At 48.6% G+C, this 14,895-nt stretch carries 14 protein-coding genes; all 14 read left to right on the forward strand.

Translation table 11 applies throughout. The features are described 5' to 3' along the window. Window positions 1-337 precede the first annotated feature (337 nt). The 14 genes from DNHGIG_RS10020 (at window position 338) to DNHGIG_RS10085 (ending at window position 14,882) form a co-directional block, all read left to right on the forward strand. Complete coding sequence (locus DNHGIG_RS10020) at window positions 338-1,303, forward strand: MraY family glycosyltransferase (RefSeq protein ID WP_282199486.1); 966 nt, start codon at window positions 338-340, stop codon at window positions 1,301-1,303. A gap of 166 nt (window positions 1,304-1,469) precedes the next feature. Next, window positions 1,470-1,760, forward strand: a complete 291-nt coding sequence (gatC, locus tag DNHGIG_RS10025; protein ID WP_282199487.1) for an Asp-tRNA(Asn)/Glu-tRNA(Gln) amidotransferase subunit GatC — start codon at window positions 1,470-1,472, stop codon at window positions 1,758-1,760. Between the two features lie 6 nt (window positions 1,761-1,766). Next, on the forward strand, window positions 1,767-3,218 hold the full coding sequence (gatA, locus tag DNHGIG_RS10030; RefSeq protein ID WP_282199488.1) for an Asp-tRNA(Asn)/Glu-tRNA(Gln) amidotransferase subunit GatA: 1,452 nt from the start codon (window positions 1,767-1,769) through the stop codon (window positions 3,216-3,218). Between the two features lie 18 nt (window positions 3,219-3,236). Further along, complete coding sequence (gene gatB / locus DNHGIG_RS10035) at window positions 3,237-4,664, forward strand: Asp-tRNA(Asn)/Glu-tRNA(Gln) amidotransferase subunit GatB (RefSeq protein WP_282199489.1); 1,428 nt, start codon at window positions 3,237-3,239, stop codon at window positions 4,662-4,664. Between the two features lie 60 nt (window positions 4,665-4,724). Further along, the gene (locus DNHGIG_RS10040; RefSeq protein ID WP_282199490.1) at window positions 4,725-5,618 is read left to right on the forward strand and encodes a diacylglycerol kinase; all 894 of its coding nucleotides are present in this window, start codon (window positions 4,725-4,727) and stop codon (window positions 5,616-5,618) included. A gap of 11 nt (window positions 5,619-5,629) precedes the next feature. Beyond that, the gene (locus tag DNHGIG_RS10045; protein ID WP_282199491.1) at window positions 5,630-6,238 is read left to right on the forward strand and encodes a cyclodeaminase/cyclohydrolase family protein; all 609 of its coding nucleotides are present in this window, start codon (window positions 5,630-5,632) and stop codon (window positions 6,236-6,238) included. Between the two features lie 61 nt (window positions 6,239-6,299). After that, a complete protein-coding gene (gene rlmD / locus DNHGIG_RS10050) occupies window positions 6,300-7,685 on the forward strand; it encodes a 23S rRNA (uracil(1939)-C(5))-methyltransferase RlmD (protein WP_282199492.1) in 1,386 nt (461 codons plus the stop codon). A gap of 157 nt (window positions 7,686-7,842) precedes the next feature. Continuing rightward, window positions 7,843-8,331: a DUF420 domain-containing protein gene (locus tag DNHGIG_RS10055; protein ID WP_282199493.1), complete on the forward strand. Its 489-nt coding sequence runs from the start codon at window positions 7,843-7,845 to the stop codon at window positions 8,329-8,331. A gap of 227 nt (window positions 8,332-8,558) precedes the next feature. Then, the gene (locus tag DNHGIG_RS10060; protein ID WP_282199494.1) at window positions 8,559-9,515 is read left to right on the forward strand and encodes a ubiquinol oxidase subunit II; all 957 of its coding nucleotides are present in this window, start codon (window positions 8,559-8,561) and stop codon (window positions 9,513-9,515) included. Between the two features lie 25 nt (window positions 9,516-9,540). After that, complete coding sequence (gene qoxB / locus DNHGIG_RS10065) at window positions 9,541-11,508, forward strand: cytochrome aa3 quinol oxidase subunit I (RefSeq protein WP_282199495.1); 1,968 nt, start codon at window positions 9,541-9,543, stop codon at window positions 11,506-11,508. Between the two features lie 2 nt (window positions 11,509-11,510). After that, window positions 11,511-12,137 carry a cytochrome o ubiquinol oxidase subunit III gene (gene cyoC / locus DNHGIG_RS10070; protein ID WP_282199496.1) on the forward strand — a complete coding sequence of 209 codons (627 nt, stop codon included), beginning with the start codon at window positions 11,511-11,513 and terminating at the stop codon, window positions 12,135-12,137. A gap of 1 nt (window position 12,138) precedes the next feature. Beyond that, window positions 12,139-12,465: a cytochrome o ubiquinol oxidase subunit IV gene (locus tag DNHGIG_RS10075; RefSeq protein WP_282199497.1), complete on the forward strand. Its 327-nt coding sequence runs from the start codon at window positions 12,139-12,141 to the stop codon at window positions 12,463-12,465. Window positions 12,466-12,491: 26 nt separating this feature from the next. Next, window positions 12,492-13,421, forward strand: coding sequence for a heme o synthase (locus DNHGIG_RS10080; protein WP_282199498.1), 930 nt, complete (start codon window positions 12,492-12,494; stop codon window positions 13,419-13,421). 513 nt (window positions 13,422-13,934) lie between these two features. After that, the gene (locus DNHGIG_RS10085; protein ID WP_282199499.1) at window positions 13,935-14,882 is read left to right on the forward strand and encodes a ubiquinol oxidase subunit II; all 948 of its coding nucleotides are present in this window, start codon (window positions 13,935-13,937) and stop codon (window positions 14,880-14,882) included. Window positions 14,883-14,895: the final 13 nt, after the last annotated feature.

A 14,895-nucleotide genomic window follows, 5' to 3' on the forward strand; every position in this document is an offset into this window, starting at 1 on the left:
ATTCAATCTTTCCGCTGGGATTCCGAGGTAACGATAACGTATTTACGCATCGCACGTCGATGCTCGGTCTGGAAACGCAAGGAAAGATCCGTCATCAGAGCCTCCTTGCAAAACTTTTATTCTTCATAATATTGTATAATAGAAGCAATAAAAAGATTACGGAGATCTGACAATGAATTTTCGTATTTGTACTCTACTCAATGAGGATGGTTCTGATATAATTCAATGTGGAATATGATTAGGACGACGCTGTGAGAAAGGGAATACCTGTTAGGAAAGTCATTTGAGATCTTGCACAAACTAGTTAAGACGACAGGCAGGTAGGAGGACTTTATCGATGTTTATGTCACTGGCGTTGACATTCATCATAGCGTTTGGCGTTGTATACGCTCTGATCCCTTTTTTAAGAAAGGTTGCTTTAAAGATCGGTTTTGTTGACATGCCGAACAAGCGGAAGATCCACCAAGATCCGATTCCACTGATCGGTGGAACAGCTATGGTGATCGGATATTATGTGACTACATGTTTCATGGGAGATTACAGTGGAGATAACCGTAAGTATATCGGGATGGTTTTCGGTGGGCTCCTCATGTTTATCGTCGGCTTGATCGATGATTTTGCGAAAACGAGAGGAAAAGATTTTCCGGCGTTACCCAAGCTTATGGCGCAATTTATAGCAGCGGGCATTCTGGTCTACTCGGGAATCAAGATCAATGGGATCACGATTCCGTTTGGTTCTCACGGGTATCTGGTTTTTCACGAATGGGTAAAAGTATTGACTACGCTGATATGGGTCGTGGCGATCACGAATATGTTTAATTTTCTTGACGGCATTGACGGTTTGGCCGGGGGAATTGCGGCTATCTCCGCCATGAGCCTCGTTTTCATATCGATCCTCAAAGGTCAGCCGATTTCTGCCATGTTTGCCATGACGTTGATCGGTATATCCATTGCATTTTTGCGGCATAATTTTCATCCCGCAAGAATCTTTATGGGGGATTCAGGGTCTACGTTTCTCGGCTTCACGTTGGCGGCGATCGCGGTTGATGGAGCGTTCAAATCCGCCACGCTGGTTTCCGTCTTGGTACCGGTCCTGGCGCTGGGCGTCCCGATCTTCGATACGTTATATGTAATCATCAAGCGGTTCCGTGAGAGACGTCCTATTTACAAAGCGGATAAGAGTCACACACACCATCAATTGATGCGCATGGGTCTCACGCAAGTACAGACGGTGTCATTCTTGTATTTGCTTGGCATCAGCTTTTCCCTGGCATCCATTGTCGTGTTGCTGCTCAATCGTTAGTTAATAAGCGCAGTTACGGACAGCTAAGCGACCATTTGAACAATGGGGATCTTACGTGTAACGGTCTACCCTGCGAAAAGATGTGCCTTTGTGGTACGTCTTTTTTTTCTGTGTTATAATCATGGAATGAAATTTTAGCTCGTCATTTTGAACGGGAGGTGTCTCTATGGCGATCAGTTTGGAGCAAGTGGAACATGTTGCCAATTTGGCACGATTGGCTTTGGATGAGAAGGAGAAAGAGCAGTTGACTCAGCAACTCAACAAGATTCTCGAGTATGCGAATCAATTGCAGGAGCTGGATGTTGAAGATGTGCCCCCAACAAGTCACGTATTGCCTTTGAAAAATGTACTTCGAGAAGATAAGGCACGGACATGGCTCACGAATGAAGAAGCGCTCGCCAACGCGCCGGATTCGGCCGACGGACAATTCCGCGTGCCTGCGGTTTTGGAGGGATAGAAACTGATGAGCATATTGGAATCATCCATTCGGGAAATACATACGAAAATTCGCGATAAAGAAATCAAACCGTCTGAATTGACAGAGGCAGCGCTGAAACGAATCTCTGAAACGGACGAACGCGTGAAAGCGTATTTGCTTGTTGTAGGCGAACAGGCAATGGAAGAGGCAAAAAAATTGGATCAATTACCGGAAGGAGAACTTCCGTTACTTTACGGAATCCCGGGGGCTATCAAGGACAATATGGTAACCCGCGGAATTCGCACGACTTGCGCCAGCAAAATCCTCAGTAACTACATTCCGCCTTATAATGCGACGGCTGTTAACAAGTTGCAGGATAACCGTTTCGTTCTGATTGGAAAAACGAATATGGATGAGTTCGCGATGGGCTCTTCCAATGAGAACTCCGGTTTCTTTTCTACAAAAAATCCATGGGATTTGGAACGCGTACCTGGCGGTTCGTCCGGAGGATCGGCCGCAACGGTGGCAGCCAAACAGGTTCCTTTCTCCCTCGGTTCCGATACGGGTGGATCGATTCGTCAACCGGCGGCCTATTGCGGTGTAGTCGGCTTAAAACCGACGTATGGTCTCGTTTCCCGTTTTGGTCTGGTCGCATTCGCTTCATCGCTGGATCAGATCGGACCTTTCACACGCACGGTGGAAGACTGTGCGATCGTCCTGCAAGCGATTGTAGGACACGATCCGAATGATTCCACTTCTGCCAACGTGGAGATTCCCGATTACCTCTCCGCATTGACAGGGGATATTAAAGGGTTGAAGGTGGCGATCCCCAAAGAATATTTTCATGCGGAAGGCGCTGATCCGGAAGTGTTGGAACAGGTCCGGAACGCGATTCGCGTGCTGGAAGGGCTCGGGGCAACGGTTGACGAAGTCTCATTGCCGCACACGAAATATGCGGTGGCTACGTATTATTTGCTCGCACCGGCGGAGGCATCTTCCAATTTGGCCCGCTATGACGGTGTTCGTTATGGTGTGCGTGCGGAAGGTGCTATGAATCTGGTGGATATGTACAAAAAGACGCGCTCGGAAGGATTCGGCCCGGAAGTGAAACGCCGGATCATGTTAGGTACCTATGCACTTTCTTCCGGCTATTATGATGCGTATTATTTGCGTGCGCAAAAAACACGTACATTGATCAAACAGGATTTCGATCGCGTATTCGCCGACTATGATGTGATCGTTTCGCCGACAGCGCCGACAGTCGCATTCAAGTCCGGGGAGAAGATCGACGATCCACTGACCATGTATTTGAATGATATCTATACGATTCCGGTCAATCTCGCCGGCATTCCGGCGATATCGGTTCCTTGCGGGCTCGTGAACGGACTGCCGGTTGGTTTGCAAATCATTGGGAAGGCATTCGATGAAGCGACCATGCTGCGAGTCGCTCATGCGTATGAGCAAGCGGCAGGATTTTCCGCACAGCCGCAATTGTAAGAGGGGGTAGGAAATCACATGTTATTTGAGACAGTTATCGGCTTGGAAGTTCACGTGGAGATGGCTACCCGATCGAAAATCTTCTGCGGCTGCTCAACAGAATTCGGTGCACCTCCGAACACGAACGTGTGTCCGATTTGCCTGGGACACCCAGGAGTGTTGCCCGTACTCAATCAAAAGGCGTTGGAATTGGCGATCAAAGCCGCAATGGCTTTGAACTGTGAAATTGCAGAAGAAAGCAAGTTCGACCGGAAAAACTATTTTTACCCAGATCTCCCGAAAGCTTATCAAATCTCGCAATACGATAAGCCGATCGGTCAGAACGGCTATATCGACATCGAAGTGAATGGCGAGACGAAGCGGATTGGTATCACTCGCGTGCATCTCGAAGAGGACGCTGGGAAGTCGAACCATGCTCCGGACGGAACCCATACGCTCGTTGATTTCAACCGGGTAGGCGTACCGCTGATCGAGATCGTTTCTGAACCGGATATCCGTTCGCCTGAAGAAGCGCGTGCCTACTTGGAAAAATTGAAAGCGATCATGCAGTATTGCGAGATTTCCGACTGCAAGATGGAAGAAGGATCGCTGCGCTGTGACGCAAACATTTCTTTACGTCCGAAGGGTTCCACTGTATTCGGAACCAAAACCGAGTTGAAGAATATGAACTCGTTCCGCAATGTGCAACGCGGTCTGGAATATGAGCAAGAGCGCCAGGCGAAAATCCTCTTGTCCGGCGGACAAGTCGTGCAGGAGACGCGTCGTTGGGACGATGTCAAGAACGAAACGACTGTGATGCGTTCCAAGGAGGAAGCGCATGATTACCGCTACTTCCCGGAACCCGATTTGGTCAAAGTCATCATCGATGATGAGATGAAAAAGCGGATTCGCGCGACCATCCCCGAATTGCCGACGGAACGGAAAAACCGCTATATCAGGGAGTTCGGATTGCCTGCATATGATGCGGAGGTACTTACGGCTTCAAAAGCGGTGGCCGACTTCTTCGAAGCGACACTGCAGCATACAAATCAGGCGAAGGCTGTTTCGAACTGGATCATGGGTGAGCTTCTTGGCCATCTGAATGCAGCCGGTATGGAAATTCATGATTCGAAGATCAAGCCGGAACATTTGGGTAAATTGATTAACGCGATCGAGAAAGGTACGATTTCCACCAAGATTGCGAAAACCGTTTTTGAAGAGATGTTTAATACGGGTAACGATCCTGAGACGATCATTGAAGAAAAAGGTTTGGTGCAAATTAGCGATGTAGGTGAAATCACAAGGATCGTAGACGAAGTGATCGCCGCGAATCCCAAATCTGTGGAAGACTTCAAGAACGGGAAAGAGCGGGCTTTGGGGGCGCTCGTCGGTCAAGTCATGAAAGCCACGAAAGGGAAAGCCAATCCGCAAATGGTCAATACGATCATTCGTGAACGGATTCAATAGCGAAAGAGAAAGAGGCCCCAAGCGATTGCTTGGGGTTCCTCCTATTGGGGGTAAGACTCGATGGCGAAGCAACGACCGCGTGCAAGATTGATCTACAATCCTACATCAGGTAAGGAAATCATGCGGAACGTATTAGCTGACGTTCTGGATATCCTCGAGCAGGGGGGACTGGAGACGTCTTGCCATATGACTAAGAATATCGCGGGAGATGCGACAAGAGCGGCGGCCGAAGCGGCAAACGAAGGTTTCGATTATGTGATTGCTGCTGGCGGTGACGGAACGGTGAGTGAGGTGGTCAACGGGCTTGCTTCCGCATCCCGCCGTCCCGTACTTGGTATCATTCCTGCCGGTACATCAAATGATTTGGCGAAGTCACTGAATATCCCGCGCGATATCAAGGCGGCCTGTAAACAGATTGTCAAGTTTCAGACAGTTCCCCTCGATATCGGCGAAGCGGATGGGAGATATTTTGTAAACATTGCCGGTTGCGGGCGTTTGACAGAGATTACATATGAGGTTCCGAGCAAACTGAAGACGATGCTCGGACAATTGGCTTATTATGTGAAGGGATTGGAGAAACTACCGATGCTCCGTCCGATCCATATCGAAGTGGAGGCACGTAATTTTGCGTACTCCGGCAAAGCGATGCTGTGTCTCATCGCCAACTCCAATACGGTCGGGGGATTTGAAAAACTGGCACCGAAAGCCCGCCTGGATGACGGGTTGCTGGATGTGATCATCGTTAAACAGGTGAGCCTTCCGCATTTGATCCGGCTCGCGACAGCCGCATTGCGCGGGGAACATATCGCGAGTGACCGGGTGGTTTATTATCAAACGGATTGCCTGCGCGTACATTCCGTTGATCACGTGGATCTGAATTTCGACGGAGAATATGGGGGACCTTTGCCGAGAACGTTTAAAGCATGCAAGCACCATCTGAAGGTCTTGATCTAAGGAGGCATCATATGACAGCTCTCAACAGGGGAGGAGACTCGTTTATCGATCGTTCCTTACCAATGTTTTGCCAACATGTCGCGCTTCCTGATCTACCGAGTCCTACGGGTGGCGCCGTGGCAGGGGTTACAGGCGCGTTATTGGCGAGTTTGAGCGAACTCGTTTTACGCGTAACGGTAAACCATCTGCCAGCCCATCAAAGGACGGATGATGCGAACGAATGGAAAGATCTTATCGCCGCGATGGAAGAGTTTCGCCGTAAACTGTTAGCCTACAGTGAAGAAGATGTCTATGAAGTGGAAAAGTTGGCTCATGGACAGCGGGAATCTTGTGTCCGCAAACAGATCGCTGCACTTGCGAAGATCGCGAGCCATCTGGTCAAGGTCTTGCGATCGCTCGAACAGGTCGCGGATCGTTTGCATCCATCCGTGCTGGCTGATGCACGCGCAGTCGCTCACCTGGGTAAGGGAGCGGCAGACGCGATCTATGAGATTGAGATTGCGAATATCCGCATGCACGGAGACGGTGATTCCGTTCTCTTGCAACGGATCGCAATGTGGCGAGAGGATGCGCATCTTGCAGTCGATGGGATTTTGGCGAAAACGAATTTGATTGTCTGAACTCCTTGGCGATCGTGCAATGTCAAAAATGAAAAGACGATCTGGAAAATGAGGTGGAAGGATGGCCAAGCAGGTTCTTGGCGTACCGGTGAAGCAAAATCAAATCATTGAACTCGATATCCATGGGATGAGTCATGAAGGGGAAGGCGTCGGCAAGTACGAAGGATTTACCGTGTTTGTAGCGGGCGCTCTTACGGGAGAGCGGGTGCGCGTAAAAATCATGAAGGTACATAAAAGCTTTGCCGTGAGTCGGCTGCTTGAGGTCGTCGCCCCGAGCGATGTGCGTATGGATCCTCCTTGCCCCATTTATCACCAATGTGGCGGATGCCATCTCCAACATGTGAGCTATGAGGCGCAATTGGTTCATAAACGACAGATTGTCGTCGATGCACTGGAGCGGATCGGGAAGCTTAGCCATGTGCTTGTACATCCCACTTTAGGAATGAAGGAACCTTGGAAGTATCGCAACAAATCCCAGGTTCCAGTGAGTCTCGTGAACGGACACGTCGTGGCAGGTTTTTATGCGCCAAGAACCCATGAAATCATCGATATGGAAGGATGCCCGATTCAGCATCCCTATGCGGATGATATACTCAAAACGGTCAAACAAGCGATCGCTGAACTGGGAGTTGTGCCTTATGATGAGATCGGTCACAAAGGATTGATCCGCCATATCGTCTCTCGCATCGGCTTCTTTACAGGCGAAACGATGGTTGTTCTCGTGACCAATGGGCGCTATTTGCCCAAGAAAGACCGATTGATTGAGCGGTTACGACGAGAAATTCCACATCTAGTCTCAATCGTGCAGAATATCAATACGGCAAAGACGAACGTGATTTTCGGACAGGAATCGATCACCTTATGGGGAAAAGATACGATCACCGATTACATCGGGGACATCCAGTTTGAAATTTCTCCGCGATCCTTTTTCCAAGTGAATCCTGTACAAACGCGCGTTTTGTATGAAAAAGCACTCGAATACGCGCAATTGACAGGAGTGGAAGAAGTAATTGACGCATATTGCGGGATCGGAACGATCTCCCTATTTCTAGCGAAAAAGGCGAGGCACGTCTATGGGGTCGAAGTCATTCCTGAAGCGATCGAAGATGCGAAGAAAAACGCCGAGCGAAACGGTATTTCGAACGTTGATTTTATCGTGGGCAAAGCGGAAGAAGTCATCCCATTTTTGAACAAAGATAAAGGGGTTTCCGCAGACGTCGTGGTCGTCGATCCTCCTCGCAAAGGATGTGACGAAGCTCTTTTGCAGACGATCGCAACGATGCGTCCGGAGCGGGTCGTTTATGTAAGTTGTAACCCGAGCACGTTGGCCAGAGACTTACGATACTTGGAGGATCACGGGTATCAAACTCTCGAGGTACAACCGGTGGACATGTTCCCGCAAACCTATCATGTGGAAGCTGTAGTATCGATTGTACGAAATGACTAAGTAAAGGTTTCCAGAATCTAGCAGAATAGTTCCCTCACTCACTGGGAACCTCATCATTCTCGAATTGGTATTAAATTCTCGTTGGCATCTTTTTAAGCTTGCTGAATTTACCATGGGTTTGTTACAATCAATCCGAGTATTTTGGAGGGCGAATCCATTGGAATGGGATCCCCATCAAAAGAAAGGATGGATCCAAGTCATGCTGCAGTATCTTCCCTACATAAACGAGGCTTGTATTTTGTTAAGTGCGACTTTCATGGCCATCGGGTGGAGGTTCATTCGTAAGAAGCAGATTGAAATCCATAAGCGTTTCATGATCCTGGGGTCGGTTTTCGCAGTTCTGTTTTTCACAGGCTATGCTTTGAGAACAGTACTGGTTGGGACAACGGCATTTGGCGGACCGGAACACCTGCGATTGCCGTATGAAATCTTTTTGCAAATGCATTCCACACTTGCCACTGTTGCAGCAATCTTGGGCATACTGGTATTACGGCTGGCATTCAAACGAAACTTTTCGAAACACCGGAAATTAGGCCCCTGGGCTGTATCCATCTGGTTTATCACGGTTGCAAGTGGACTTGTCGTATTTCTCCTGCTTTATGTCATTTTCCCATCGGGGCCGACGACGAAAGTATTCGGGTCATGATGCGGAAGCAGTCAAGCAACAATTTTCTGAAAGGATCATGACATTTTCATGAGACGATCATGACATCTTTATGACACTTTAATAATCTTATTGAAGGGTTTAATTTTGTGTGATAACTTTCACATGAGATCTACGAGTGTGTGAACTTTAAACGAACTCGTAGTTTTGGCTCGTTGAGTCAAATCAGACCACTTCATGTGGAATGTTAGAAGAAAGGAGAGAGACCAATGAAGCAAAGAAGGCTGTTGAATTTTGTGAAACTTGCTGTTTTGTCAGCACTGACAGCCGTATTCATGGCAGGATGCTCACCTGATGAATATATGGTACTTCATCCTGCGGGGCCGGTCGCGCGTACCGAGTATGATTTAATCGTGCTTTCAACCATACTGGTCGCGATCGTCATCATTCCTGTCATGGCGATTCTCGCATATATCGTCTATCGTTACAGGGATGTACCGGGGAACAAAGCGCCCTATATGCCGGAATGGGCGGACAGCAAAGTCCTTGAGATCATCTGGTGGGGGATCCCGATCGTCATCATCTTGCTTCTTGCTGTTCCGACGGCGAAAACGACATTCGCCTTGACCAAGCCGCCGGTGCAGGATGTGAAACCGGTTACCATTCAGGTGACATCCTTGAACTGGAAATGGTTATTTACTTATCCCGATCAAAAGGTGGCAACCGTCAACTATGTCGAAATCCCGGCGGGCGTTCCCGTTCAGTTTGTATTAACCTCGGATTCGCCGATGAACTCGTTCTGGATTCCGCAACTGGGCGGACAAGAGTATACGATGCCCGGTATGGCGATGAGGCTCTGGTTGCAAGCGGATAAGCCGGGCGAGTATTTCGGAAGCGGGGCGAGCTTTACAGGTGAAGGTTTTGCGCACATGCAATTCAAAGTGATTGCAAAGCCGCAGTCCGAGTTCAATGCATGGGTGACGCAAGCGAAACAAACGTCACCTGGTTTGACGAAAGACGGGTATGAGAAGCTGAAGCAACCAAGCGTCTTAAGTAACACTCTGACATACTCGTCATATCCACAAGGACTTTTTGAAGAAATCGTCGATAAAAACGGTGGAGAATATATGAACCACGATTTCATGGGCAATGAGCAAAAGGATCAAAGCGGAAACATGAATCATGATATGCAAAACCATCAGATGTCAGACTCCATGAGTCACTAAAACGACTTAAGGAAGGGGGAGAACCATGTCTAGCATAAAAGATTTCGCGTCCCACTTTTTCGTCACGGGAGACCCGTTGATTTACGGTGCGGACGTTTCTATCGTTTTAGTCAGCCTTGCGATTGTCTTCGTACTTACGTATTACAAGAAATGGGGTTGGCTGTGGCGCGAGTGGTTGACCACGGTTGACCATAAAAAAATCGGTATCATGTATATGATCGCTGCTCTTCTGATGCTGTTCCGCGGCGGTGTCGACGCTCTCTTGATGCGTATGCAGTTGGCATGGCCAAACGTGCATTTTCTTAAATCCGAGCATTACAACGAGATTTTTACCACGCACGGAACGATCATGATCCTGTTTATGGCGATGCCCCTGATTTTCGCCATGATGAATATCGCAGTTCCGCTTCAAATCGGGGCTCGTGACGTCGCGTACCCCTATTTGAACGCGATCAGTTTTTGGTTGTTCTTCTTTGGAGCGATGCTCCTCAACCTGTCGTTCGTGATCGGTGGTTCTCCGAATTCGGGTTGGACCGCTTATCCACCATTATCAGGACTGGAATTTAACCCTGGACCCGGTGAAAACTTCTATCTGCTTTCCCTTTCGATATCGGGGATCGGCAGTTTGGCGACAGGTATCAACTTTCTTGTGACGATCTTAAAAATGCGGGCACCCGGCATGAAATTGATGTATATGCCGCTCTTTACTTGGTCTGTGCTTGCTACTTGTATTATCATCATTATCGCGTTTCCGGTGCTGACGGTTGCGCTCGCTCTGTTGTTTATTGACCGGTTGGCGGGTGCCCACTTCTTCACGATGGCCGCAGGCGGGAACCCGATGATGTACATCAATCTGTTCTGGATTTGGGGTCACCCGGAAGTCTATATCGTTGTTCTTCCTGCGTTTGGGATTTTCTCGGAAGTAGTTGCTACATTCTCGAAAAAGACAGCCTTCGGCTACAAGTCCATGGTGGCTTCGATGATGCTCATCAGCGTGATTTCCTATTTCACATGGCTGCACCACTTCTTTACCATGGGAGCCGGGGCGGATGTGAATACATTCTTCGCGATTTCTACGATGATGATCGGTATTCCGACAGGTGTGAAGATCTTCAACTGGATGTTCACCATGTACCGTGGGCGCATCCGCCTGACATTGCCGATGTTATGGACGATCTCGTTTATCCCTTGCTTTGCGATCGGCGGTGCGACAGGTGTCATGCTTGCGGTTGCCCCTGCAGACTATCAGTATCACAACAGTTACTTCCTGATCGCACACTTCCACCAAGTGTTGATCGGCGGTGTGGTATTCGGTATGATCGCAGGCATGTATTATTGGTGGCCGAAAATGTTCGGTTTCAAACTGGATGAACGTCTGGGCAGATGGGCATTCTGGTTCTGGCAAATCGGTTTCTATGTCTGCTTCATGCCGCAATACGCACTTGGATTCATGGGGATGACCAGACGGATTTACACCTACCCGGACGGTTTGGGTTGGGGTCCGTTGAACTTCGTTTCGACCGTCGGTGCTTTCTTGATGGGGGTCGGATTTATCTTCCAAGTATGGCAAATCGTCTACAGCATCAAATACGGTGAACGCGATTTGACGGGAGATCCATGGGATGGACGCACGCTCGAGTGGTCGATTCCTTCTCCGGCACCTCATTACAATTTCGCTGTGATTCCCCATGTGAAGGGTCCCGACGCATGGTGGACGATGAAGCAAGAGATGAAGAAAGAAGCAGCGGTAAAGGTGGATCCTGCAGAGATCAAGCCGATTCATATGCCGAAAAACTCGGGTCGTCCGTTTATCATGTCGGTATTCTTCTTTATCGCAGGCTTCGGCTTGACCTTTAACTGGATTTGGATGGGTGTCTTTGGTCTCGCTGGCGTCGCCATTTGCTTGTTACTTCGTTCGTTTGAATACGACACCGATTATTACATTCCAGTCGATGAAGTCAAACGTACCGAAGCTGCACTGGGGAGGTTGTAAAGATGTCAATGACCGTCGATGATGTGGTTTCCCGTTCCGGTGACCATGGACACCATGATCATCATGACCATGACCAGGAAGGAATGAAAATACTCGGATTCTGGATTTTCCTTGTCAGTGACTGCCTTTTGTTCGCTACTCTTTTCGCAACATTTCTGGTGTTGCGTACACACACGGCCGGCGGACCGACAGGAAAGGAACTGTTTGAAATTCCCGGCTTTACGGCAGAAACATTTGCTCTGTTGACGAGTAGTTTCACGAGTGGTTTGGCCGTGATGGAAATGCGCCGGGGCAATGTAAAGCGGCTGATTGGCTGGCTCATCGTTACGGCACTTTTGGGTCTGGTGTTCGTCGGCCTTGAAATCGATGAGTTTGTCAAGATGGTTTCGGAAGGTGCAACCATGCAACGCAGTGCCTTCCTCTCCGCATTCTTTACATTGGTCGGTACGCACGGCTGCCACGTCACGTTGGGGCTTTTCTGGATGACCGCGATCATGTTCCAGCTTGCCCGTTATGGAATCAACGCGGTTACCCAAAGGAAAGTGTTTATCGCGTGTCTGTATTGGCACTTCCTTGATGTTGTATGGGTATTCCTGTTCACGGTTGTGTATCTGATGGGGGTGATGTAACATGGCGGGCGGACACAAACATGCCGCGCAAGCGAACCATCATGAATCACCGAAGATGTATATCATCGGGTATATTTTGTCGCTCGTATTAACCGTTGCCGCCTTCTGGCTGGTGTTGGCACATGTGATGAGCACCACTCTGCTGATCATCACGATTTTGGTGTTGGCGACCCTGCAAATTTTCGTGCAACTGTTCTTCTTCATGCATGTGACAGAAGGAGAGGGGCCCAATTACCATGGAATGGCCCTTATTCTCGGAGCAATTTTTATCATCACGATCGTCTTTGGCTCCCTTTGGATTATGTCGTTTAATGCGCAAGTCCAGTAAACCTTGTGTAGAAAGGGGTGTCGAGCATGTCCATGTCGCAAAGGGACGTGTTGCCGTCTGTTGAAAGCAGCCTGTCCCCTTCCAGCTCGATGCTTCAAACCATCCAAGCGTATATCGCATTGACAAAGCCAAGAATCCTCGTACTGATCGTCTTTACATCTCTCTGTGCAGCTTTTGTTGCACAGAGAGGCATTCCGGATCTGAGAGTCACCCTAGCTATGCTCGTCGGACTCTGGTTGTGTTCGGGCGGTTCGGCAGCCATCAATATGTGGTATGACCGAGATATCGATGCGATTATGAAACGGACATGCAAACGGCCGATCCCCGCCGGATTGGTCGAGCCAAAGGCGGCATTCTGGTTTGGCATCGCATTGGGGATTCTCTCCATCGTGATCTTTCTGGCGTTTGTCAACCCGCTTGCAGCTCTGCTGTCGTTCTTGGGATATGTCTATTACGCGGTCATATATACCATGTGGCTGAAAAGGAGCACCCCGCAGAATATCGTGATCGGTGGCGGAGCGGGCGCTGTGCCGGTTCTGATCGGTTGGGCATCCATAACAGGAAATCTCAGTCTCGCTCCTATCCTGATGTTCATGATCATTTTCCTGTGGACACCCCCTCATTCATGGGCACTTGCCTTGTACAAGAATGAGGAGTACACGCGTGCCGGTATCCCAATGATGCCTGTTGTCAGAGGGCCGCGTTCGACAAAACGCCAAAGCGTTGTGTATGCAGTCTTACTGCTCATCTGTTCTGTGGGCTTGTATTTTACAGGCGCTGTCGGAAAGCTCTATCTGATCGCTTCGATCGTGCTTGGCGTTGTATTCCTGGTCTACAATATATTCATGTGGCGGGAAAAGGACGACCAGTTCGTTTGGGCGAAACGGACTTTCTTCTTCTCTCTCTTTTACATGTTGCTGATTTTCATATTCATGGTTATCGGAATGGCTTTTTGACGACACCTCGCTTATGATTCAGCCGTTCATGCATGTATGGTTCTGTTTTAAACGTCTCTGTGGAGTAGATCTACAGGGACGTTTATTTTTTTTTCTTGGTGCCATCGAAATTCTTGACATTCACAGATACAGATCTTTAAAGCGCTTGTCAAAAAATTATAGGAATTTTGTTATGAAATGTTCACAGATCCAAAGGTGTTTCTCTGCTGGAGAGCGGTGATTCGTATATCAAGAACAAAATTCTTCTGAACTTCTAAGAATTTGCGATATAAGATCGTTCGAATGAAAAAGTCAAGAAAAACTTTTATGAACTTGATTCGGTCGAAATGACATAATTATGAATCCCTAGGGAACCTCCTTGATGGGGCAAATTTTCTCGTGATACTTTTCACATGTAATCATCATTTACGATCGTGCAGGGGAGGGGATGTGGGGTTTCAACCAAATGTACCGATCATTGGGTCAGGAGGATTCTCTAAAACGGGAGGAACATGAGAAAGGGGGAAAGGAGAAATGAAAAGGCTGCAACATGTTGCCACTCTATCCGTGATAGCAGTCATGACAGCTCTGTTTATCTCAGGATGCGGACCTGAATATATGGTACTTCATCCTGCGGGGCCGGTCGCGCGTACTGAGTTTGACTTGATCGTGCTTTCAACCATACTGGTCGCGATCGTCATCATCCCTGTCATGGCGATTCTCGCGTATATCGTCTATCGTTACAGGGATGTACCGGGAAATAAAGCGCCTTATATGCCGGAATGGGCTGACAGTAAAGTCCTTGAGGTCATCTGGTGGAGGATCCCGATCGTCATCATCGTGCTCCTCGCTGTACCGACGGCGAAAACGACATTCGCCTTGACCAAGCCGCCGGTGCAGGATGTAAAACCGGTTACCATTCAGGTGACATCCTTGAACTGGAAATGGTTATTTACTTATCCCGACCAAAAGGTAGCAACTGTCAATTATGTCGAAATCCCGGCGGGCGTTCCCGTCCAGTTTGTTTTAACCTCCGATTCGCCGATGAACTCGTTCTGGGTTCCGCAACTGGGCGGACAAGAGTACACGATGCCCGGCATGGCGATGAGGCTCTGGCTGCAAGCGGATAAACCGGGCGAGTATTTCGGAAGCGGCGCGAGCTTTACGGGTGAAGGTTTCGCTCATATGAGATTCAAAGTGGTTGCAAAGCCGCAGTCCGAGTTCAATGCATGGGTGGAGCAAGCAAAACAAACATCACCCGCCTTGACGAAAGACGGGTATGAAAAGCTGAAGCAACCCAATGTCTTAAACAACACCTTGACATACTCGTCATACCCACAAGGACTCTTTGAAGAAATCGTCGATAAAAACGGCGGGATCTATATGAACCATGATTTCATGGGCAATAAGCAAAAGGATCAAAGTGGGAACATGAATCATGATATGCAAAACCATCAGATGTTAGAGTCTATGAGTCACTAAAACGAAATAAGGA

Source organism: Collibacillus ludicampi (genome assembly GCF_023705585.1).
Classification (GTDB): Bacteria; Bacillota; Bacilli; order Tumebacillales; family BOQE01; genus Collibacillus; species Collibacillus ludicampi.